20 protein-coding genes and 1 pseudogene are annotated in these 21221 nt (G+C 66.5%); 12 read left to right on the top strand and 9 right to left on the bottom strand.

Going from position 1 to position 21221, the window contains the following annotated elements; translation table 11 throughout:
* The first annotated feature begins 183 nt into the window (after nt 1-183).
* On the top strand, nt 184-744 hold the full coding sequence (locus CFB46_RS13700) for a group III truncated hemoglobin (RefSeq protein ID WP_089500276.1): 561 nt from the start codon (nt 184-186) through the stop codon (nt 742-744).
* 77 nt (nt 745-821) lie between these two features.
* Here the strand turns inward: CFB46_RS13700 and CFB46_RS13705 are convergent, their stop codons facing one another.
* The 6 genes from CFB46_RS13705 to CFB46_RS13730 form a co-directional block, all read right to left on the bottom strand.
* Complete coding sequence (locus CFB46_RS13705; protein ID WP_089500277.1) at nt 822-1298, bottom strand: molybdenum cofactor biosynthesis protein MoaE; 477 nt, start codon at nt 1296-1298, stop codon at nt 822-824.
* Nucleotides 1299-1405: 107 nt separating this feature from the next.
* On the bottom strand, nt 1406-1663 hold the full coding sequence (gene moaD, locus CFB46_RS13710; RefSeq protein ID WP_027784617.1) for a molybdopterin converting factor subunit 1: 258 nt from the start codon (nt 1661-1663) through the stop codon (nt 1406-1408).
* Between the two features lie 19 nt (nt 1664-1682).
* Nucleotides 1683-2930, bottom strand: coding sequence for a molybdopterin molybdotransferase MoeA (locus CFB46_RS13715; RefSeq protein WP_027784618.1), 1248 nt, complete (start codon nt 2928-2930; stop codon nt 1683-1685).
* Nucleotides 2931-3163: 233 nt separating this feature from the next.
* The gene (gene thrC / locus CFB46_RS13720; RefSeq protein ID WP_027784619.1) at nt 3164-4615 is read right to left on the bottom strand and encodes a threonine synthase; all 1452 of its coding nucleotides are present in this window, start codon (nt 4613-4615) and stop codon (nt 3164-3166) included.
* Nucleotides 4616-4625: 10 nt separating this feature from the next.
* A complete protein-coding gene (locus tag CFB46_RS13725) occupies nt 4626-5954 on the bottom strand; it encodes a homoserine dehydrogenase (RefSeq protein WP_089500278.1) in 1329 nt (442 codons plus the stop codon).
* A gap of 53 nt (nt 5955-6007) precedes the next feature.
* The gene (locus CFB46_RS13730; RefSeq protein WP_089500279.1) at nt 6008-7246 is read right to left on the bottom strand and encodes a pyridoxal phosphate-dependent aminotransferase; all 1239 of its coding nucleotides are present in this window, start codon (nt 7244-7246) and stop codon (nt 6008-6010) included.
* 315 nt (nt 7247-7561) lie between these two features.
* Here CFB46_RS13730 and CFB46_RS13735 point away from each other — a divergent pair, with 315 nt between their 5' ends.
* From CFB46_RS13735 to CFB46_RS13775, 9 genes are all read left to right on the top strand, one after another.
* On the top strand, nt 7562-7936 hold the full coding sequence (locus tag CFB46_RS13735; protein ID WP_012328660.1) for an Mth938-like domain-containing protein: 375 nt from the start codon (nt 7562-7564) through the stop codon (nt 7934-7936).
* Between the two features lie 124 nt (nt 7937-8060).
* Nucleotides 8061-9737 (top strand): glycosyltransferase family 39 protein, encoded by a 1677-nt coding sequence (locus CFB46_RS13740; protein ID WP_089500280.1) that lies wholly within the window; start codon nt 8061-8063, stop codon nt 9735-9737.
* Nucleotides 9738-9750: 13 nt separating this feature from the next.
* Nucleotides 9751-10122 carry an EamA family transporter gene (locus CFB46_RS13745; RefSeq protein ID WP_027784623.1) on the top strand — a complete coding sequence of 124 codons (372 nt, stop codon included), beginning with the start codon at nt 9751-9753 and terminating at the stop codon, nt 10120-10122.
* A gap of 130 nt (nt 10123-10252) precedes the next feature.
* Nucleotides 10253-11404 carry a DegT/DnrJ/EryC1/StrS family aminotransferase gene (locus tag CFB46_RS13750; RefSeq protein WP_089500281.1) on the top strand — a complete coding sequence of 384 codons (1152 nt, stop codon included), beginning with the start codon at nt 10253-10255 and terminating at the stop codon, nt 11402-11404.
* 6 nt (nt 11405-11410) lie between these two features.
* The gene (locus CFB46_RS13755; protein ID WP_027784625.1) at nt 11411-12448 is read left to right on the top strand and encodes a glycosyltransferase; all 1038 of its coding nucleotides are present in this window, start codon (nt 11411-11413) and stop codon (nt 12446-12448) included.
* Nucleotides 12445-13392, top strand: a complete 948-nt coding sequence (locus tag CFB46_RS13760; protein ID WP_089500282.1) for a formyltransferase — start codon at nt 12445-12447, stop codon at nt 13390-13392. The genes CFB46_RS13755 and CFB46_RS13760 overlap by 4 nt, the downstream gene beginning before the upstream one ends.
* Nucleotides 13389-14444 (top strand): bifunctional UDP-4-keto-pentose/UDP-xylose synthase, encoded by a 1056-nt coding sequence (locus tag CFB46_RS13765; protein ID WP_011352307.1) that lies wholly within the window; start codon nt 13389-13391, stop codon nt 14442-14444. The genes CFB46_RS13760 and CFB46_RS13765 overlap by 4 nt, the downstream gene beginning before the upstream one ends.
* 13 nt (nt 14445-14457) lie before the next feature.
* Nucleotides 14458-15354, top strand: a complete 897-nt coding sequence (locus CFB46_RS13770; RefSeq protein ID WP_089500283.1) for a polysaccharide deacetylase family protein — start codon at nt 14458-14460, stop codon at nt 15352-15354.
* A gap of 103 nt (nt 15355-15457) precedes the next feature.
* On the top strand, nt 15458-15919 hold the full coding sequence (locus CFB46_RS13775; protein WP_089500284.1) for a peroxiredoxin: 462 nt from the start codon (nt 15458-15460) through the stop codon (nt 15917-15919).
* A gap of 198 nt (nt 15920-16117) precedes the next feature.
* Here the strand turns inward: CFB46_RS13775 and CFB46_RS36755 are convergent.
* A pseudogene (locus CFB46_RS36755) lies at nt 16118-16359 on the bottom strand (hypothetical protein); the annotation flags it as partial.
* On the opposite strand from CFB46_RS36755, the gene CFB46_RS13785 reads away from it, so the two are divergent.
* Nucleotides 16255-18057, top strand: coding sequence for a PhoH family protein (locus CFB46_RS13785; RefSeq protein ID WP_089500285.1), 1803 nt, complete (start codon nt 16255-16257; stop codon nt 18055-18057). The pseudogene CFB46_RS36755 and the gene CFB46_RS13785 overlap by 105 nt on opposite strands.
* A 234-nt stretch (nt 18058-18291) precedes the next feature.
* Nucleotides 18292-19383, top strand: coding sequence for a C40 family peptidase (locus tag CFB46_RS13790; protein WP_089500286.1), 1092 nt, complete (start codon nt 18292-18294; stop codon nt 19381-19383).
* A 146-nt stretch (nt 19384-19529) separates the two neighbouring features.
* On the opposite strand, the gene CFB46_RS13795 is transcribed toward CFB46_RS13790, so the two are convergent.
* Nucleotides 19530-20540 carry an inorganic phosphate transporter gene (locus tag CFB46_RS13795; RefSeq protein WP_027784632.1) on the bottom strand — a complete coding sequence of 337 codons (1011 nt, stop codon included), beginning with the start codon at nt 20538-20540 and terminating at the stop codon, nt 19530-19532.
* 10 nt (nt 20541-20550) lie between these two features.
* Nucleotides 20551-21177, bottom strand: a complete 627-nt coding sequence (locus CFB46_RS13800; protein ID WP_006478627.1) for a DUF47 domain-containing protein — start codon at nt 21175-21177, stop codon at nt 20551-20553.
* Between the last annotated feature and the right edge of the window lie 44 nt (nt 21178-21221).

Consider the following 21221-nt stretch of genomic DNA (forward strand, 5'->3'; position numbering starts at 1 on the left):
GCAGGGCCGATTGACGGTGCCGTTGCGCGGCCCCCGGGTTGCCGGGATCGCGTGCGCGCAATAAGATGCGTGATATCTACACGTTTTCCAGGGGTTACAGGACGCTATTTTGCGTCAAAATCCGGCCGGCGTCCTGCTCGTCGCCCGTGCCGTCGCCCCCGATCTACCGGCCCTTTTTTTGTCATGACTGCCCTGCCCGCCTCGCCCGAACCCGCACCGGCCCGCCCCCGCGACGCCGAGCCGACCGAAGACAACATCCGCGATCTCGTCTACGCGTTCTACGACCGCGTGCGCGCCGATCCGCTGCTCGGGCCCGTGTTCGATGCGAAACTGGCCGGTCGCTGGGACGATCATCTGCCGAAGATGGTGACGTTCTGGTCGAGCCTCGTGCTCGGCACCAAGGGCTATCGCGGCAACGTGCAGCAGGCGCACCAGCCGCTCGACGGAATCGAGCCGGCCCATTTCAGCCGCTGGCTGTCGCTGTTCCTGAAAACCGTCGAGGCGCGCTACGCGCCGCCCGCCGCGATCCGTTTCATGGAGCCCGCGCTGCGGATCGCGCAGAGCCTGCAGTTGAGCCGGTTCGGTTGGGACTACCGGATTCCGCCCGAGCAGCAGGCGCTGCTCGACGCGATCGCGCCGCGCCGCCCCGACGCGGGCGACGATCCGCATGCGTTGCCGTCGCGCGCCCGCGGCGAGCCGTTTCCGACGAAGATCATCGGGCGCGGCGTCGACCCGGACGCGTAACGCCCCTCGCCCCTCGCCCCTCCCGCACGACGACGGCGCGCATGCGGCACATCGCCGCATCGTTCCGCGCGCCGCGCTCAACGCGGCGTGTTGCCCGACTCGACGCCCCAGCGCGCGAGCGCGGCATCGTCGGTACTGCGCGCATCGACCCAGCGCTCGCCGTCCGGCGTCGTTTCCTTCTTCCAGAACGGCGCTTCGGTCTTCAGATAGTCCATCACGAACTCGCACGACGCGAACGCATCGCCGCGGTGCGACGCGACCGTCGCGACCATCACGATCTGGTCGAGCGGCAGCAGCCTGCCGACGCGATGCACGATCGCGACGTCGATGCCCGGCCAGCGCCGGCCGGCCTCGGCCGCGATCTTCTCGAGCGCCTTCTCGGTCATTCCGGGATAGTGCTCGAGTTCCATTGCGGCGATCGCATCGCCTTCGTTCAGGTCGCGCACCGTGCCGACGAAGCACGCGAGCGCGCCGATCTTCGGGTTGCGCGCGCGCAATGCCGCCACTTCGGCATTCAGATCGAAATCGTCGGTCTGGACTCGTACCATAGCCATCGTCTGCTCCTGTCGACCCGAGTTAGCGCTTTAGCGCTTACTCGGGTCCCATGCAAAGCTGTCGAACCGAGTTGGCGCTTCAGCGCTTACTCGAGCCCCATGCAAGCTCAACCGCCCGTCACCGGCGGGAAGAACGCGACCTCGCAACCTTCGGTGATCCGCGTGTCCGGGTCGGTCATCTCGTGGTTGCATGCCATGCGCAATGCGCGCCCTTCGGCGAGCGTGTCGGCCCACGCGCCGCCGCGCACGCGCAGCCACGCGCGCACGTCGCCGACGGTCGTCACGCTGTCCGGCACGTCGGCTTCTTCGTCGGCCACGCCCAGTGCTTCGCGCACGCTTGCAAAAAATTTCAGCTGAATCTTCATGGTTCGGGGAGCCGCCGCGTTACGACAGCAATTCGGAAAACGGAATGAAACGCACGGTCTCGCCCGCGCTGATCGCGTGCTGCGGCGGATTGTCGATCAGGCCGTCGCCCCAGACCGTCGACGTGAGCACGGCCGAGCTCTGGTTCGGAAACAGGTCGAGGCCGCCGGCTGCATTGACGCGCGCACGCAGGAATTCGTTGCGCCGGTCGCCCTTGCTCTGCGAAAAATCGGCACGCAGCGACAACGCGCGCGGCGCGACGTCGCGCACGCCGGACAGGCGCAGCAGGAAAGGCCGCACGAACAGCAGGAACGTGACGAAGCTCGAGACGGGGTTGCCGGGCAGGCCGATGAAATGCGCGTCGGCGCGCTCGTCGTCGCGGCGCACCGCGCCGTACGCGAGCGGCTTGCCGGGCTTCATCGCGATCTGCCACAGCGCGAGCCGCCCTTCGGCCTCGACGGCCGGCTTCACGTGATCCTCGTCGCCGACCGACACGCCGCCGCTCGTCAGGATCACGTCGTGATCGCGGGCGGCCGCGCGCAGCGTATCGCGCGTCGCGGCCAGCGAGTCGGGCACGATCCCGTAGTCGGTCACGTGGCAGCCGAGCCGCTCGAGCAGCCCGCGCAGCGTGAAGCGGTTCGAGTTGTAGATCGCGCCGGGCTTCAGCGGCTCGCCGGGCATCGTCAGTTCGTCGCCGGTGAAGAACACCGCCACGCGAATCCGCCGCACGACCGACAGTTGCGCGCAGCCGACCGATGCGGCCAGGCCGAGCGCCTGCGGCGTGAGCCGCGTGCCGGCCGGCAGGATCACCGCACCCTGACGGATGTCCGCGCCCTGCGCTGTGATCCATTCGCCGGCCTTCGGCGTATGCAGGATCTCGACCGCGTCGCCGTCGGCCGACGTCTGCTCCTGCATCACGACGGCATCGGCGCCGGGCGGCACCGTCGCGCCGGTGAAGATCCGCGCGGCCGTACCGGCCGCGAGCGGCGCGGCCGGATGGCCGGCCGGAATGCGCTGCGACACCGGCAAGCGTCGATCGCCGTGCAGCAGATCGGCGACGCGCACCGCATAACCGTCCATCGCGCTCGTGTGCATCGGCGGCACGTCGAGCGGCGAGCTCACGTCGGCCGCCAGCACGCGGCCGAGGGCGTCGAGGGTGGCGACGGTTTCGGCGCCGGGCAGCGGCTTCGCGGCATCGAGCAGCGCGGCGAGCGCCTCGGCGGTCGACAGCATCGGCGTGCGCGGCGCCGCGGGATTCGGGTTCGACATCGATGGAATCGGGGATCGTTGAAGTCAATACGTCATTGTAGCGACGCCGCCACGCGCACGCGCGATATGGCGAGCATGCGAACACCGTGATCGGCGCGAACCCGCGGGTCCGGCACTTCTTTCGCGCCACATGCGATGCCACGGGCCAAACGAAACGGCCGGAACCCCGATCCGTTCGACGAATCGGCATTCCGGCCGCCCTGCACGACCGGGCACGTCGGCCCGGCCGCGCGTCATGCGCCCGTATGGGCGGCGATGAAGTCCTTCACCTGCTGCGCGTCGGCCTTCACGACCTCGAAACGTTGCGGCAGCGCCTCGAGCCCGTCGAATGCGGCCGGCCGCTCGGCTTCGCGATCGAGCGCTTCGCGGATCGTCTCGCCGAACTTGATCGGCTGCGCCGTCTCGAGCACGACCATCGGCACGCCGGCCTCCAGATGCTCGCGCGCGACCTTCACGCCGTCGGCCGTATGCGTATCGATCATCGTGTCGTAGCGCGAGAACACGTCGCGGATCGTCGCGATGCGGTCGGCGTGGCTGCTGCGGCCGGACACGAAACCGAATTCGGCGACGCGCGCGAAATCGCCGCTCGCCGCGAGATCGAAGCCACCCTTCTCCTCGACGTCGCGGAACAGTTGCATCACGCGGGCCGGATCGCGGCCGAGCAGGTCGAACACGAAACGCTCGAAGTTCGATGCCTTCGAGATGTCCATGCTCGGGCTGCTCGTGTGATAGGTGTTCTCGGCGCTGCGCACGCGATACGCGCCGGTGCGGAAGAACTCGTCGAGCACGTCGTTCTCGTTGGTCGCGACCACCAGCTTCGCGATCGGCAGCCCCATCATCCGCGCGATGTGGCCCGCGCAGACGTTGCCGAAGTTGCCCGACGGTACCGTGAACGACACGCGCTCGTCGTTGGACCGCGTCGCCGCGAAGTAGCCCTTGAAGTAGTACACGACCTGCGCGACGACGCGCGCCCAGTTGATCGAGTTGACCGTGCCGATCTTCTGCCGCGCCTTGAACGCGTGATCGTTCGACACGGCCTTCACGATGTCCTGGCAGTCGTCGAACACGCCTTCGACCGCGAGATTGAAGATGTTCGGGTCCTGCAGGCTGAACATCTGCGCCGTCTGGAACGCGCTCATCTTCTTGTGCGGCGACAGCATGAACACGCGCACGCCGGCCTTGCCGCGCATCGCGTATTCGGCCGCGCTGCCGGTGTCGCCCGACGTCGCGCCGAGGATGTTCAGCGCTTCGCCGTGCTTCGCGAGCGTGTACTCGAACAGGTTGCCGAGCAACTGCATCGCCATGTCCTTGAACGCGAGCGTCGGGCCGTTCGACAGTTCGAGCAGCGACAGCGCCGTCCCGTTCTCGGTGCCGAGCGTCTTCAGCGGCGTGATGTCGGACGCGTTCTCGCCGTGGCGCGTGTTGCTGTACACGGCCGCCGTATACGTGCGGCGCGTGATCGCGCGCAGGTCGTCGGCCGGCACGTCGTCGCAGAACTTCGACAGGATCTCGAACGCGAGATCCGCGTACGACAGCGTGCGCCAGCGCGCGAGCTCGTCGGCGGACACCGTCGGATACTCGGCCGGCAGGTAGAGCCCGCCGTCCTTCGCGAGACCGCCGAGCAGGATGTCGGAGAACGTATGGCGCTCGCCGATGCCGGCGCCGCGCGTGGAGATGTAGTTCATGTCGTCAGCCTCAGTTCAGCGCTTCCATGCGCAGCTTCGTCACCTTCGACACGACGGTCGCGAGGCTCTCGATTTGCGCGATCGCCGCATTGACGTTCTTCTCGACCGTCTCGTGCGTGATCAGGATGATGTCGGTTTCGCCGTTCGCGCCGTCGATCTGCTCCGATTCCTTCTGCAGCAGCGCGTCGATCGAGATGCCCGATTCGGCGAGGATGCGCGTGATGGCGGCGAGCACGCCGGTCTGGTCGGCGACGCGCAGGCGCAGGTAGTAGCCGCTCGTCACTTCCTCGATCGGCAGGATCGGCGTGTTCGACAGGCTGTCCGGCTGGAACGCGAGGTGCGGCACGCGATGCTCGGGATCGGCCGTATGCAGGCGCGTGACGTCGACGAGATCCGCGACGACGGCCGATGCCGTCGGCTCCGCGCCCGCACCCTTGCCGTAGTACAGCGTCGTGCCGACCGCATCGCCGTGCACGACGACCGCGTTCATCGCGCCCTCGACGTTCGCGAGCAGGCGCTTTTCCGGAATCAGCGTCGGGTGCACGCGCAGCTCGATGCCGTTTGCGGCGCGGCGCGCGATGCCGAGCAGCTTGATCCGGTAACCGAGCTCTTCCGCGTAGCGGATGTCGGTCGCGTCGAGCTTGCTGATGCCTTCGACGTACGCACGGTCGAACTGCACCGGCACGCCGAACGCGATCGCGCTCATGATCGTCGCCTTGTGCGCGGCGTCGACGCCTTCGATGTCGAAGGTCGGATCGGCTTCCGCGTAGCCGAGTTCCTGCGCGGCCTTCAGCGCGGTCGCGAAGTCGAGCCCGCGGTCGCGCATTTCCGACAGGATGTAGTTGGTCGTGCCGTTGATGATGCCGGCGATGTACTGGATGCGGTTCGCGGTCAGTCCTTCGCGCAGCGCCTTGATGATCGGGATGCCGCCGGCGACGGCCGCCTCGAACGCGACCATCACGCCTTGCTCGCGCGCGGCTTCGAAGATCTCGGTGCCGTGCACCGCGAGCAGCGCCTTGTTCGCCGTCACGACGTGCTTGCCGTTCGCGATCGCGCGCAGCACGAGCTCGCGCGCGACGCCCGTGCCGCCGATCATCTCGGCGACGATCGCGATCGACGGATCGTCGACGACCGCGTTGAAATCGTCGGTGATCTGCGCGGTGCCGGCGTGAGCGCCGAGCGCGGCCTGCGCCTTGGCCGGGTTGCGCACGGCAATGCGCGCGACCTCGATGCCGCGCCCCGCGCGTCGTTTGATTTCTTCCTGGTTGCGGTGCAACACCGTGAAGGTGCCGCTGCCGACGGTGCCGAAGCCCAACAGGCCAACTTTGATCGGTTCCATGCTGCGTGTGATCGATGAGTAAGAAGTAGTGAGTTCCGTGTGGCTCTGCCCGCTCAGACCGAATGGCGCTTGCGGTAGCCGTCGAGGAAGCGTGCGATCCGGTTGATCGAATCGGTCAGGTCGTCGAGGTTCGGCAGGAAGACCACGCGGAAGTGGTCCGGCGTCGCCCAGTTGAAACCCGTGCCCTGCACGAGCAGCACGCGCTCCTCGAGCAACAGGTCGAGAATGAACTGCTGGTCGTTCTGGATCGGGTAGAGCTTCGGGTCGAGGCGCGGAAACATGTACAGCGCGGCCTGCGGTTTCACGCAGGTCACGCCCGGGATCGACGTCAGCATGTCATACGCGAGTTCGCGCTGCTTGTACAGGCGCCCGCTCGGCACGATCAGCTCGTTGATGCTCTGGTAGCCGCCGAGCGCCGTCTGGATCGCGAACTGGCCGGGCACGTTCGCGCACAGGCGCATCGACGACAGGATGCCGAGCCCCTCGAGGTAATCCTTCGCGTGCCGGCGGTTGTCGCCGCCGAGGCCCGACACGGCCATCCAGCCCGCGCGATAGCCGCACGACCGATAGCTCTTCGACAGGCTGTTGAACGTGACGGTGATCACGTCCTCCGACAGCGCGCCCATCGCCGTGTGCTCGAGGCCGTCGTAGACGATCTTGTCGTAGACCTCGTCGGCGAACACGATCAGCCCGTGCTGGCGCGCGATTGCGAGCAGCTCGAGCAGCAATTCGTCGGAATAAAGCGCGCCGGTCGGGTTGTTCGGGTTGATCACGACGATCGCCTTCGTGTTCGGCGTGATCTTGCCGCGGATGTCGTCGAGATCGGGCATCCACGCGTTCTGCTCGTCGCACACGTAGTGCACGGGCGTGCCGCCCGACAGGCTCACGGCCGCCGTCCACAGCGGGTAGTCGGGCGCGGGCAGCAGCACTTCGTCGCCGTCGTTCAGCAGCGCCTGGGTCGCCATCACGATCAGTTCGGACGCGCCGTTGCCGATGTAGATGTCGTCGAGCCCGACGCCGACAACGCCCTTTTCCTGCGTGTAGTGCATCACGGCCTTGCGCGCCGAGAACACGCCCTTCGAATCCGAATAGCCGGACGACGCCGGCAGGTTGCGGATCATGTCCTGGATAATTTCGTCCGGCGCGTCGAAACCGAACGGCGCGAGATTGCCGATGTTCAGCTTGATGATGCGGTGGCCTTCTTCCTCGAGGCGCTTCGCGTGCTCGAGCACCGGGCCACGGATGTCGTAGCAGACGTTGAGCAGCTTGTTCGACTTCTGAATCGGTTTCACGACGACACGGTTCCTGGGTTGGCCTTGCGGCCGGGGGACGGGATCAAAACTGGAAAGCGGCCGGTCTGTGCGCGCTGTCTAGACTGGGAAAAAGCGGCGGTCGGACGCGGCTTGTGACGGCGCACGACGCAAGTGGCGCCCGCAGGCGACCAAAAAGTTATAATTTAGCGGATTTTGGCCGACTTTCGCAATGCACCATAGCCGCGCCGGGCCCGCGCCGTCGGGCGTGAGCGCGTGCCCGAGGGTGCGAAACCGGCCGGGCAGGCCCGTACGGCCCTGCCAATCCATTCCCCTACGGAACCGCGGAATACCGATTTGAAACTGCACCAGGACACGAGCGGCGCGCTCAACACCGTCACCGGCTACGGCCCCGATTATGTCGACGTCAATCTCGAACGCCATGAAACGAGCGTCATCGTGCTGCCCGGCGCGCCGGTCCAGGCCTGGCCGGTGTCGTCGTTCGACGCGCTCGCGCCCGAGCATTTCGCGATGCTGCTCGACCCGACGCCCGAACTCGTGATCTTCGGCAGCGGCGCGCGGCTGCGCTTCCCGCACCCGCGGCTCGTCGCGGCGCTCACCGCGAAGCGGATCGGCGTCGAGACGATGGATTTCCAGGCCGCCTGCCGCACCTACAACATCCTGATGGCCGAGGGCCGCAAAGTCGCCGCCGCGCTCTTAATTGAACGTTAATCCCCGATGCGGTAAAACTCGGGCCGGCGCAGCGGGTCGATCCCCGGATCGCCCCGGCCAGGCCGCCCGCCCCCGGCGCACCCCGCCGGCGGCCCGTCACAACAACCAAACAGGCTGAAAACCCATGAACGATACGCCGTCGAGGCTACCGCTCAATCGCATCACGCTCGTCCTCCTGCTCGTCGCGCTCGCGATCGTCTGGTTCGCACCGCTCGGGCTGCGCCACCTGATCCCGAGCGACGAAGGCCGCTACGCGGAAATGGCGCGCGAGATGTTCGTCACCGGCGACTGGATCACGCCGCGCTACAACGGCTACAAGTACTTCGAGAAGCCGCCGCTGCAGACCTGGCTGAACGCGCTGACGTTCGCGTGGTTCGGCATCGGCGAATGGCAGGCGCGCCTCTATACCGCGGTGGCGAGCTTCGCCGGCGTGCTGCTCGTCGGCTACACCGGCGCGCGCCTGTTCAACCCGCTGTCGGGCTTCCTCGCGGCCGTCGTGCTCGCCAGCTCGCCGTACTGGAACCTGATGGGCCACTTCAACGCGCTCGACATGGGGCTCGCGTTCTGGATGGCGCTGTCGCTCTGCTCGCTGCTGCTCGCGCAACGGCCCGGGCTGCGCCCGGCCGCCGTGCGCGGCTGGATGTGGGCGTGCTGGGCCGCGATGGCGTTCGCGGTGCTGTCCAAGGGCCTCGTCGGCCTGATCCTGCCCGGCGCCGTACTCGTGCTGTATACGCTGGTCGCGCGCGACTGGGCGCTGTGGAAGCGCCTGTACCTGGTGAGCGGCCTCGTGATCTTCTTCGCGATCGTCGCGCCGTGGTTCGTGCTCGTCCAGCAGCGCAACCCCGAATTCTTCAATTTCTTCTTCGTCGTCCAGCAATTCCGCCGGTATCTGACCCCGGAACAGAACCGTCCGGGGCCGCTGTACTACTTCGTGCCGGTGCTGCTGGTCGGCTTCCTGCCGTGGCTGTCGGTCGCGTGGCAGAGCATCCGCCATGCGCTGCGCATGCCGCGCCAGCCGAACGGCTTCTCGCCGATGCTCGTGCTGCTGATCTGGAGCGCGTTCATCTTCCTGTTCTTCAGCGCGTCGCATTCGAAGCTGATCTCGTACGTGCTGCCGGTCGCGCCGGCGCTGGCGCTGATCATCGGCGCGTACCTGCCGCTGATGACGGCCGACCGCTTCCGTCGCCACCTGCTCGGCTACCTCGTGTTCTTCGTCGCCGCGGCGTTCGGGATCATCTTCCTCGCTTACCAGGGCGACGCACGCACGCCGAACGCACTGTACCGCGCGTTCCAGCTGTGGCTGTACGCCGGTCTCGCGGTCTCGGCCGCGCTGACGCTCGCGGCCGCATGGCTGAACCGCCGCGCGGGCGTGGCCGCCGCGCTCGCCGCATTCGGCGCCGCATGGCTCGCGTTCGGCACGATCGGCGGCACCGGGCACGACGAGTTCGGCCGCTACAGCTCGGGCGCACTGCTCGCGCCGGCCGTGCGCGCCGAACTGGCGAAGCTGCCGCCCGACACGCCGTTCTACTCGGTCGAAATGCTCGATCACACGTTCCCGTTCTACATGGGCCACACGACGATCATGGTCCAGCGCCAGGACGAGCTCGCGTTCGGGATCTCGGTCGAGCCGAACAAGTGGATCCCGACCGTCGGCGAATGGATCACGCGCTGGAAGCAGGACACCCATGCGCTCGCGATCATGGGGCCCGGCCAGTACGACGCGCTGGTCAAGGAAGGCGTGCCGATGCGCGTGATCGCGCGCGACAACCGCCGCGTGATCGTCGAGAAACCGCAATCGTAAGGACGTCCCCCGCATGAATCCCGTTTCGTTCGTCTGCATCATCACCGGCGTGATGCTCAACGCCTGTGCGCAACTTCTGCTCAAAGCCGGCGTCAACGCCGTTGGACACTTCGAATTCAGCCGTGCGAACATCATCCCGGTCGGGTTCAAGATCGCGACCCAGCTGCCGATCATCGGCGGGCTCGGCTGCTACGTGCTGAGCGTCGTCGTGTGGATCGTCGGGCTGTCGCGGGTCGACGTGTCGATCGCGTACCCGATGCTGTCGCTCGGCTACGTCGTCAACGCGTTCGCGGCGTGGTACCTGTTCGGCGAGGTGCTGTCGGTCCAGCGGCTCGTCGGCATCGGCATCATTCTGATCGGGGTGCTCGTGCTTGCACGAAGCTGAGCATGCCTCGCGGCGTTAAGCGTCCGCCTACAAAAAATCACGGTGCGAATCCGCCAACCGGTGTTTAATGCCGGTTTCGGACGGATCGCCCGACCCTTTTATTACACGCCATTACAGGCCAAACGCGTTCATGAGCCAGACTACCGCTCCGTTTCTGCCGTTCACCCGCCCCGAGATCGATGAGGAAACCATCCAGGGCGTCGTCGACGTGCTGCGCTCGGGCTGGATCACCACCGGCCCGCAGTGTCAGAAATTCGAAGCCGCGCTGTCCGAGTACTGCGGCGGCCGGCCGGTCCGCGCATTCAATTCGGGCACCTGCACGCTCGAGATCGGCCTGCGCATCGCGGGCGTCGGCGCCGGCGACGAGGTGATCACGACGCCGGCTTCGTGGGTCTCGACCAGCAACGTGATCATCGAAACGGGCGCGACGCCCGTGTTCGCGGACATCGATCCCGTCACGCGCAACATCGACCTCGACAAGCTCGAGCAGGCGATCACGCCGCGCACGAAGGCGATCATCCCCGTGTTCCTGTCCGGCCTGCCGGTCGACATGGACCGCCTGTACGCGATCGCCCGCGCGCACAACCTGCGCGTGATCGAGGACGCCGCGCAGGCGTTCGGCTCGACGTGGCAGGGCAAGCGCATCGGCGCGATCGGCGACATCGTGTCGTTCAGCTTCCACGCGAACAAGAACCTGACGACGATCGAAGGCGGCGCCCTCGTGCTGAACAACGAGGACGAAGCCGTGCTCGCGCAGAAGTACCGGCTGCAGGGCATCACGCGCACCGGCTTCGACGGGATGGACTGCGACGTGCTCGGCGGCAAGTACAACCTGACCGACGTGGCCGCGCGCGTCGGCCTCGGCCAGTTGCCGCACATCGAGCGCTTCACCGCGCAGCGCCGCGCACTCGCCCGCGCGTATTTCGCCGCATTCGACGGCGGCGCGGCCGCGAAGCTCGGCGTCGGCCTGCCGGTCGCCGAATTCGAGAACGGCAACTGGCACATGTTCCTGATCACGCTGCCGCTCGAGCGGCTGTCGATCCCGCGCGCCGAGTTCATGGCGCAGATGAAGGAACGCGGCATCGGCACGGGCATCCACTACCCGGCGATCCATCTTTTCACGCTGTACCGTGCGCGCGGGTTCAAGGAGGGCATGTTCCCCCACGCCGAACGGTACGGCGCGTCGACCGTCACGCTGCCGCTGTTTACGCAGATGACGGAAGGCGACGTGCGTCGCGTGGTCGACGCCGTCAATCAGATTTGCGAACAATACGGAAAATAAGCGTACATGAGTCCCCTTGAAGCACGCGCCGGGCATCCGGGCGCCGCGCACCTGGACGCCGGCCGGCCCGAAGTGTCGGTCATCATCCCCGTGTACAACGAGGAAGACGGCCTCGCCGCGCTGTTCGCGCGGCTGTATCCGGCGCTCGACGCACTCGACACGTCGTACGAAGTGATCCTGATCAACGACGGCAGCCGCGACCGCTCGGCCGCGATGCTCGCCGATCAGTTCCACGTACGGCCCGACACGACGCGCGTGGTGCTGCTCAACGGCAACTACGGCCAGCACATGGCGATCCTCGCCGGCTTCGCGCAATCGCGCGGCGAGATCGTCATCACGCTCGACGCCGACCTGCAGAACCCGCCCGAGGAAATCGGCAAGCTGATCGCGAAGATGCGCGAGGGCTACGACTACGTCGGCTCGATCCGCAAGCAACGCCAGGACAGCCTGTGGCGACGCAAGGCGTCGCAGATGATGAACCGGCTGCGCGAGCGCATCACGCGCATCAAGATGACCGACCAGGGCTGCATGCTGCGCGCATACAGCCGCCGCATCATCGACACGATCAACGTGTGCGGCGAAGTCAACACGTTCATCCCCGCGCTCGCGTACACGTTCGCGCAGAAACCGACCGAAATCGAGGTCGCGCACGAGGAACGCTTCGCGGGCGAATCGAAGTATTCGCTGTACAGCCTGATCCGGTTGAACTTCGACCTGGTGACCGGCTTCTCGGTCGTGCCGCTGCAGTGGCTGTCGTTCATTGGCGTGATCCTCTCGCTCGGCTCGGCCGCGCTGTTCGTGCTGCTGCTCGTGCGCCGCTTCATCGTCGGCGCGGAAGTGCAAGGCGTGTTCACGCTGTTCGCGATCACGTTCTTCCTGCTCGGCGTGATCATCTTCGCGCTCGGCCTGCTCGGCGAATACGTCGGCCGCATCTACCAGCAGGTGCGCGCGCGGCCGCGCTACCTGATCCAGGCCGTGCTCGAGCAGCACGACGGCGTGCCGCCGGTGCCGGCCGCCGCGAACCGCCCGGGAGCCGCGCAATGAAGCCGCGCGCGGTCGTCTTCGCGTATCACAACGTCGGCGTGCGGTGCCTGCAGGTGCTGCTCGCGCGCGGCGTCGACGTCGCGCTGGTCGTCACGCACGAGGACAATCCGAACGAGAACATCTGGTTCGGCAGCGTCGCGTCCGTCGCGGCCGAGCACGGCATTCCGGTCGTCACGCCGGCCGATCCCGCCGATCCGGCGCTGCGCCGCGCGGTGTCCGACGCGCAGCCCGATTTCATCTTCTCGTTCTACTACCGGCACATGCTGCCGGCGGACCTGCTCGCGATCGCGCCGCGCGGCGCATACAACATGCATGGTTCGCTGCTGCCGAAATACCGGGGTCGGGTACCGACCAACTGGGCCGTGCTGAACGGCGAGACCGAGACCGGCGCGACGCTGCACGAGATGGCCGCCAAGCCCGACGCGGGCGCGATCCTCGCCCAGACCGCGGTGCCGATCCTGCCGGACGACACGGCCGCGCAGGTGTTCGACAAGGTCACGGTGGCCGCCGAGCAGACGCTGTGGCGCGTGCTGCCCGCGCTGCTCGCGGGCGAGGCGCCGCACCTGCCGAACGATCTCGCGAGCGGCAGCTACTACGGCGGGCGCAAGCCCGAGGACGGCCGCGTCGACTGGTCGAAGCCGGCCGCGCAGGTCTACAACCTGGTGCGCGCGGTCGCGCCCCCGTATCCGGGCGCGTTCACGGACGTCGGCGGCGCGCGCTTCGTGATCGCGCGCGCGCGCCTCGCGGCGCCCGGCAGCGCGGCAGCGGCCGCCGCGGCAGATTTGCCGCCCGGCCTGCACGTAAGCGATAATGCGCTATTCGGCGTCTGCGGCGACAGCCGCGCCCTATCCATTCTCGAGCTGTGGCAGCAGCGCGACGGCAGCGAAACCGTCGTGACGCCCGCGGAATTCGCGCAGTTCATTCATTCTTCCCGTCATTCATGAAAGCAAAAAAAGTCCTGATCCTGGGTGTGAACGGCTTCATCGGCCATCACCTGTCGAAGCGCATTCTTGAAACCACCGATTGGGAAGTGTTCGGCATGGACATGCAGACCGACCGGCTGGGCGACCTCGTCAACCACGAGCGGATGCATTTCTTCGAAGGCGACATCACGATCAACAAGGAGTGGGTCGAGTATCACGTGAAGAAGTGCGACGTGATCCTGCCGCTCGTCGCGATCGCGACGCCGGCCACCTACGTCCAGCAGCCGCTGCGCGTGTTCGAGCTCGACTTCGAGGCGAACCTGCCGATCGTGCGTTCGGCCGTCAAGTACGGCAAGCACCTCGTGTTCCCGTCGACCTCCGAGGTCTACGGCATGTGCTCGGACGAGCAGTTCGACCCGGACGCGTCGGCGCTCACCTACGGCCCGATCAACAAGCCGCGCTGGATCTATGCGTGCTCGAAGCAGCTGATGGACCGCGTGATCTGGGGCTACGGGATGGAAGGCCTGAACTTCACGCTGTTCCGTCCGTTCAACTGGATCGGCCCGGGCCTCGACTCGATCTACACGCCGAAGGAAGGCAGCTCGCGCGTGGTCACGCAGTTCCTCGGCCACATCGTGCGCGGCGAGAACATCAGCCTCGTCGACGGCGGCTCGCAGAAGCGCGCGTTCACCGACATCGGCGACGGCATCAGCGCGCTGATGAAGATCATCGACAACAAGGACGGCGTCGCGTCGGGCAAGATCTACAACATCGGGAATCCGAAGAACAACTTCTCGGTTCGCGAGCTCGCGCACAAGATGCTCGAACTGGCCGCGGAATTCCCCGAGTACGCCGATTCGGCCAAGCAGGTGAAGCTCGTCGAAACGACGTCCGGCGCCTACTACGGCAACGGCTACCAGGACGTGCAGAACCGCGTGCCGAAGATCGACAACACGATGCAGGAGCTCGGCTGGGCGCCGCAGGCGACGTTCGACGACGCGCTGCGCAACATCTTCGAAGCGTATCGCGGCCACGTCGCCGACGCGCGCGCGCTCGTCGAACAGCAAGGCTGACCGGGACGTTCGCTTGGCTCGTATCGTCCTCAAGATCGACGTCGACACGCTGCGCGGCACGCGCGAAGGCGTGCCGAACCTCGCGCGCATCTTCGATCGCTTCAATGCCCGCGCGACCTTCCTCTTCAGCCTCGGGCCCGATCACACGGGCTGGGCGCTGCGGCGCGTGTTCCGTCCGGGCTTCCTGAAGAAGGTGTCGCGCACGTCGGTGGTCGAACACTACGGCGTGAAGCAGCTGATGTACGGCGTGCTGTTGCCCGGCCCCGACATCGGCCGCCGCGCGATCGCCGACATGCGCGCGATTCACGAGGCCGGCTTCGAATGCGGGATCCACACGTGGGATCACGTCTACTGGCAGGACAACGTGCGCGTACGCGATCGCGACTGGACCGCGCGTGAAATGCAGAAGAGTCATGCGCGCTTCATCGAGATCTTCGGTGCGCCGCCCGTCACGCACGGCGCGGCCGGCTGGCAGATGAACGACTCGGCATTTGAGCAGATCGACGCGTGGGGGATGCGCTATGCATCCGACGGCCGCGGCCACTCGCCGTACCTGCCCGTGGTCGGCGGCCGCACGCTGTCGCACGTGCAGATGCCGACCACGCTGCCGACGCTCGACGAAGTGCTCGGCATCGACGGCGTCGACACGCACAACGTCGCCGCGCACCTTCTCAAGTTCACCGAAACCAATCCGCACGACCAGGTGTTCACGCTACATGCGGAACTGGAAGGCCAGAAGCTCGCGCCCGTATTCGAGCAATTGCTCGCCGGCTGGCGTGCGCAAGGCCACACGTTCGCGACGATGGGCGACTACCACGCGACGCTGGACCGCGACTCGCTGCCATCGTACCCTGTCGCGTGGGGCGAAATCCCCGGCCGCTCCGGTGAACTGATCGTCCAGCCCGACTGAGTTCGCGCGCGAGCCGGCGCTGCGCCCTTGCGGCGCGCTGCCGCGACGCCCCGCCGAACCGCGCCGCCGCAGCGGCGCCCGTCCATAACAACAGGAGAAACACGTGTCCGTCGAAGTTGACCGTCAAGTTCCCGATTTCACCGCACCGGCCACGGGCGGCGACATTTCGCTGTCCGACCTGAACGGCAAGAAGCTCGTGCTGTACTTCTATCCGAAGGACAACACACCGGGCTGCACGACCGAAGGGCTGCAGTTCCGCGATCTCTACCCGAAGTTCAAGAAAGCCGGTGCGGAAGTCATCGGCGTGTCGCGCGATAGCCTGCGCTCGCATGACAATTTCAAGGCCAAGCTCGAACTGCCGTTCCCGCTGATCTCCGATGCCGACGAAGTGCTGTGCGCGTTGTTCGATGTCATCAAGATGAAGAAAATGTATGGCAAGGAAGTGCGCGGAATCGAGCGCTCGACGTTCCTGATCGACGCCGACGGCGTGCTCCGTCAGGCATGGCGCGGCATCAAGGTACCGGGTCACGTGGACGACGTGCTAAAGGCTGTACAAGCGCTTTGAGGCGCGTTATATTGGGCCGCAATGAATGCCAGTTCGCCCCATATTTCTCGTAGCTGCGCCGGTGCCCGTTGCAATGTTTGCCGGCATCTGACGCGCATCACGACGGCATCAGCCGAGCCGCATGTCCCTGTCGACGGGGCAGCGGCTTTTTTTATGGAACGCGCGCCGGCCCTCTCCGGTCCGGCCCTTACCGCATCGAGGAGCTGATCGACACTTAGGCGAACCGGCTAGACGAAATTCCTGTGCGCCACCGCGCGCAAACTGCATGCGTCTACGTCACGCAGGATGCGATCAGCGGCGCACTTCATGCGACACGATTCCTCCCGAGGGACACCATGCCTTTGCCTACTCCCCCCAGCAAGCTCGGCAGCCTGCTGCCGCCCGACGAATACAAGGCGAAAGCGCGGCCCGCGAAAGCCGCGAAGAAATCCGCCGAAGGGGACGCATCCACAGCCGGCGACTATGGCCCGGCGAGCGTGGCCCAACCGATGATCGAAGCCGCGAACACGGCCGCGCCGTTGCGCGCCGTCGCGTCTCCGGCGCCCGATGCCGCGAGCGTACCCGCGCGCGGCCGCAAGACCAGGCAGACGGCCGCCCTGCTGCAGCCGTTGCAGGCGCCGGTCGAACCCGCGGCGCCCGTCGTTGCACGCAACGACAAGCCGGCCGCCGACAAACCGGCCGCAACGCCCGCGCGCAACGCCGGCGCCGCGACGAAGTCGCGCGGCCGCAAGCCCGCCGAAGCCGAACTGCAGAAACTGTTCGTGCTCGACACCAACGTGCTGATGCACGACCCGAGCAGCCTCTTCCGCTTCGAGGAACACGACGTCTATCTGCCGATGATGACGCTCGAGGAACTCGACAACCACAAGAAGGGGATGTCCGAAGTCGCGCGCAATGCTCGCCAGGTCAGCCGCACGCTCGACGCGCTCGTCGCCGACGGCGGCCCGATTTCGGCCGGCATTCCGCTGTCGCGCCTCGGCAGCCGCGACGCGCTCGGCCGCCTGTACTTCCAGACGAAGCTCGCGGACATCGCGCCCGTCGAAGGCCTGCCCGAAGGCAAGGCCGACAACCAGATCCTCGGCGTCGTGCGCGCGCTACAGCGCGACCGGCCGGATCGCCAGGTCGTGCTGGTGTCGAAAGACATCAACATGCGGATCAAGGCGCACGCGCTCGGCCTGCCTGCGGAAGACTACTTCAACGACCAGGTGCTCGAGGATTCGGATCTCCTGTACAACGGCGTGCGTGAGCTGCCGCAGGACTTCTGGACCAAGCACGCGAAGGGCATGGAGAGCTGGCAGGACACGAAGACGGGTACCACGTACTACCGCGTGACGGGCCCGCTCGTCGCGTCGATGCTCGTCAACGAGTTCGTCTATCTGGAGCCGCAGAACGGCGAGCCGACGTTCCACGCGATCGTCCGCGAGCTGAACGGCAAGACGGCGCTGCTGCAGACGCTGCGCGACTACAGCCACCACAAGAACAACGTGTGGGGCATCACCGCGCGCAACCGCGAGCAGAACTTCGCGCTGAACCTGCTGATGAACCCCGAGATCGACTTCGTCACGCTGCTCGGCCAGGCCGGCACCGGCAAGACGCTCGTCGCGCTCGCGGCCGGCCTCGCGCAGGTGCTCGACGACAAGCGCTACAACGAGATCATCGTGACGCGCGCGACCGTGCCCGTCGGCGAGGACATCGGTTTCCTGCCCGGCACCGAGGAAGAGAAGATGCAGCCGTGGATGGGCGCATTCGACGACAACCTCGAAGTGCTGCAGAAGACCGACGACGCGGCCGGCGAATGGGGCCGTGCCGCGACGCAGGAGCTGATCCGTTCGCGCCTGAAGGTGAAGAGCATGAACTTCATGCGCGGCCGCACGTTCGTCGACAAGTATCTGATCATCGACGAGGCGCAGAACCTGACGCCGAAGCAGATGAAGACGCTCGTCACGCGCGCGGGCCCCGGCACGAAGATCGTCTGCCTCGGCAACATCGCGCAGATCGACACGCCTTACCTGACCGAAGGCAGTTCGGGCCTGACTTACGTCGTCGACCGCTTCAAGGGGTGGGGCCACAGCGGCCACGTGACCCTCGCGCGCGGCGAACGCTCGCGGCTCGCCGACTACGCGTCGGACATTCTGTAACGCGCAAGCCGGCCTCGGCCGGCTTTCGACGCCACGCGGCGCTCCGTTTCCGGAGCGCCGTTTTTATTTGGGGTCGAAGACAAAAGTAACGCTTCGTCACGCAACAACGCAGTTTACGCGCGAAACTTCAAGTAAATTCTCAAGAATGGTTGCTTAAGCCCCGCCAGAGCGTCTACCATCGGGTCTGTCTGTTGTCATACGATTCGCGAGCGCGCCGCGCTCGCCCGCCTTGCCATGCTTCGAATCTGGGTTCCCGTCGCCGTCGTCTCCCTGCTTGCGGCCTGTTCCAGCGTGCCGCCGCAGTCGGCATCGCGTTCCGCTTCGGGCATGAAGATCACGACGCCGCGTGCATTCCCGGCGCCCGCCAATTTCCCGAAATTCGTCGACCACAGCGTCGGTCAGGAAGAAATCTCGATCCAGGCGATGAGCCTCGTCGGCGTCCCGTATCGCTGGGGCGGCAACACGCCGACGAGCGGCTTCGACTGCAGCGGGCTCGTCCGCTACGTGATCGGCCGCGCGGCCGACGTGAACCTCCCGCGTACGACCGCCGACATGAGCGGCCGCGGCGTGTCGGTCGAACCCGACGAGATCGCGCCGGGCGACCTGATCTTCTTCAATACGACCGGGCGCCCGCATTCGCACGTCGGTATCTATGTCGGCAAGCTGCGCTTCGTCAACGCACCGTCGACGGGCGGCACCGTCCGGCTCGACTACCTGACGAATCCGTACTGGGCCAAGCGCTTCGACGGCATTCGCCGCGTCGCGCCGCCGCGCTCGGCCCCGACGCCGTTCGATGCGCCGACCTACGAGGCCAAGCGCGACGCGCCACGCAATCCGCCGGCGGTCGCGGCCGCTCCGGTGGTCGTGACGGCTGCCGCCGCACCGCGTCAACCCGCGTATGCACCGTCGCAAGCAAGGGCGACGCAGGCGACGGCGACGACCGCCCCGCCCGCGCCGGTCGTGACGGCCGCCGCAGTTGCACCGCCTGCACCGGCCACCGATCCGTACGAGCCGCCGCCACCGCGGATGCAGGCGGCCCAGCAGCAAGCCACGTCCGCGAATGACGCCATGCCCGCGATGACGGCCGATGCAGCAGCGGCCGCCCCGGCGGAAACCGGCACGCAGATTCCGACGACCGCGCTGACGGCCGCCCAGGCCGCCGCCTTCGATGCCGAACCGCCACCCGCCACCGCATCGGCGCCCCCGCGCGGTATCGAGCCCGCGCCCGTGCAGGTGTTACGTGCATCGACGCAATCCGCGCCCGTCAGGCCGCGCACCGGTACGGCGGACGATCCGATCGCGCGGTTTGCGAACGGCAGTTACTGACCGGTCGCTCGCATCCGCCCGTCAACGACGTTGGCGGCGTCTGCCGCCCTCCACTTCGTCGCCACCCCAGCCCCCAAAAAAAATGCGCCGCAGCCTTTCGGCTTGCGGCGCATTTGATGTCGATGTCGATCCGGTAGTGTCGGCGCTCAGAAGATCTGATGTCCGAGCCACCACCCGCCGGCCGCGAACAGCGCGGCCGCCGGCAGCGTCAGCACCCACGCCCACACGATGTTGCCGGCGACGCCCCAGCGCACGGCCGACAGCTTCTGCGTCGCGCCGACACCGACGATCGCACCGGTGATCGTGTGCGTGGTCGACACGGGAATGCCGAGGAACGACGCGATGAACAGCGTGATCGCGCCACCGCTTTCCGCGCAAAAACCGCCGACCGGCTTGAGCTTCGTGATCTTCTGGCCCATCGTGCGCACGATGCGCCAGCCGCCGAACAGCGTGCCGAGGCCCATCGACAAGTAGCACGCGCCGATCACCCAGGCCGGCGGCGCATCGGCGGTCGCCGACGCGTAACCGCTCGCGATCAGCAGCATCCAGATGATACCGATCGTCTTCTGTGCGTCGTTGCCGCCGTGACCGAGGCTGTACAGCCCGGCCGACAGCAGTTGCAGCCGGCGGAAACGCCGGTCGACCTTGCTGGGCGCGGTACGGAAATACAGCCACGACACACCGAGCATGAACAGCGAACCGAGGATGAAACCGAGCAGCGGCGAAATGAAGATGAACGCGATCGTCTTCAGCAGCCCGTCGATGTTCAGCGCACCCCAGCCGGACTTCGCGAGCGCCGCGCCGACGAGGCCGCCGATCAGCGCGTGCGACGAGCTCGACGGAATCCCGTAGTACCACGTGATCACGTTCCAGCCGATTGCACCGATCAACGCGCCGAACACGACGTAATGGTCGACGATCTCGGGATCGATCGTGCCTTTACCGACGGTCTGCGCGACTTTCAGGTGGAAAATGAAGTACGCGATCACGTTGAACGCGGCCGCGAACACCACGGCCTGCTGGGGCTTCAGCACCCCTGTCGACACGACGGTGGCGATCGAGTTCGCCGCATCGTGAAAGCCGTTCATGAAATCGAATACGAGCGCGACGAGCACCAGCGTCGCGACCATCCAGAGGGCGAGTTGTATCGAATGCATCGTGGTCCGCTCAGGCGTTTTCCAGCACGATGCCTTCGATGATGTTCGCGACGTCCTCGCACTTGTCGGTGATCTCCTCGAGCAGCTCGTAGATCGCCTTCAGCTTGATGAGCGTCTTCACGTCGTCTTCCTCGCGGAACAGCTTCGACATCGCCGCGCGCAGCACGCGATCGGCCTCCGACTCCCAGCGGTCGATTTCCTCGCACTGCTTGAGGATCTGGGCCGACTGCTTCATGTCGGACAGCAAGCCGACGGCCTGCTGCACGTGTTGCGCCGATTGCGTGACGATGTGCGCGAGCTGGCTCGCCTCGGACGTGACGGACTGCACGTCGTACAGCGACACGGCCGTCGCGACGTCTTCCATCAGGTCGAGGATGTCGTCCATCGTCGTGATCAGCTTGTGGATCTCGTCGCGATCGAGCGGCGTGATGAAGGTCTTGTGCAACAGATCGATCGCCTCGTGCGTGAGCTTGTCGGCGGCCTTCTCGGCGATTTGCACGTTTTGCTTGTGAATCTCGGCGTCGGCGAGATTGTCGATCAGCAGTTCGAGCTCGCGGCCACCGGAAACGATGTGCTTCGCGTGCGCGTTGAAGAGTTCAAAGAACTTGCCCTCGGTGGGCATGAATCGACCGAACATGGGATTCCTGAGAGATTGTCAAACTACTGTCACGAAAACGGGCG

Origin of the sequence: Burkholderia sp. HI2761, from assembly GCF_002223355.1 — a bacterium.
Taxonomy (GTDB): Bacteria; Pseudomonadota; Gammaproteobacteria; order Burkholderiales; family Burkholderiaceae; genus Burkholderia.

What these genes read in the sequence shown, in the direction of transcription:
- CFB46_RS13700 (WP_089500276.1), top strand. Translation starts at nt 184, where the DNA reads ATGACTGCCCTGCCCGCCTCGCCCGAACCCGCACCGGCCCGCCCCCGC.
- CFB46_RS13705 (WP_089500277.1), bottom strand. Translation starts at nt 1,298, where the DNA reads ATGGCTATGGTACGAGTCCAGACCGACGATTTCGATCTGAATGCCGAA.
- moaD (WP_027784617.1), bottom strand. Translation starts at nt 1,663, where the DNA reads ATGAAGATTCAGCTGAAATTTTTTGCAAGCGTGCGCGAAGCACTGGGC.
- CFB46_RS13715 (WP_027784618.1), bottom strand. Translation starts at nt 2,930, where the DNA reads ATGTCGAACCCGAATCCCGCGGCGCCGCGCACGCCGATGCTGTCGACC.
- thrC (WP_027784619.1), bottom strand. Translation starts at nt 4,615, where the DNA reads ATGAACTACATCTCCACGCGCGGCGCCGGCATCGGCGAGCGCCATACG.
- CFB46_RS13725 (WP_089500278.1), bottom strand. Translation starts at nt 5,954, where the DNA reads ATGGAACCGATCAAAGTTGGCCTGTTGGGCTTCGGCACCGTCGGCAGC.
- CFB46_RS13740 (WP_089500280.1), top strand. Translation starts at nt 8,061, where the DNA reads ATGAACGATACGCCGTCGAGGCTACCGCTCAATCGCATCACGCTCGTC.
- CFB46_RS13745 (WP_027784623.1), top strand. Translation starts at nt 9,751, where the DNA reads ATGAATCCCGTTTCGTTCGTCTGCATCATCACCGGCGTGATGCTCAAC.
- CFB46_RS13750 (WP_089500281.1), top strand. Translation starts at nt 10,253, where the DNA reads ATGAGCCAGACTACCGCTCCGTTTCTGCCGTTCACCCGCCCCGAGATC.
- CFB46_RS13755 (WP_027784625.1), top strand. Translation starts at nt 11,411, where the DNA reads ATGAGTCCCCTTGAAGCACGCGCCGGGCATCCGGGCGCCGCGCACCTG.
- CFB46_RS13760 (WP_089500282.1), top strand. Translation starts at nt 12,445, where the DNA reads ATGAAGCCGCGCGCGGTCGTCTTCGCGTATCACAACGTCGGCGTGCGG.
- CFB46_RS13765 (WP_011352307.1), top strand. Translation starts at nt 13,389, where the DNA reads ATGAAAGCAAAAAAAGTCCTGATCCTGGGTGTGAACGGCTTCATCGGC.
- CFB46_RS13785 (WP_089500285.1), top strand. Translation starts at nt 16,255, where the DNA reads ATGCCTTTGCCTACTCCCCCCAGCAAGCTCGGCAGCCTGCTGCCGCCC.
- CFB46_RS13790 (WP_089500286.1), top strand. Translation starts at nt 18,292, where the DNA reads ATGCTTCGAATCTGGGTTCCCGTCGCCGTCGTCTCCCTGCTTGCGGCC.
- CFB46_RS13795 (WP_027784632.1), bottom strand. Translation starts at nt 20,540, where the DNA reads ATGCATTCGATACAACTCGCCCTCTGGATGGTCGCGACGCTGGTGCTC.
- CFB46_RS13800 (WP_006478627.1), bottom strand. Translation starts at nt 21,177, where the DNA reads ATGTTCGGTCGATTCATGCCCACCGAGGGCAAGTTCTTTGAACTCTTC.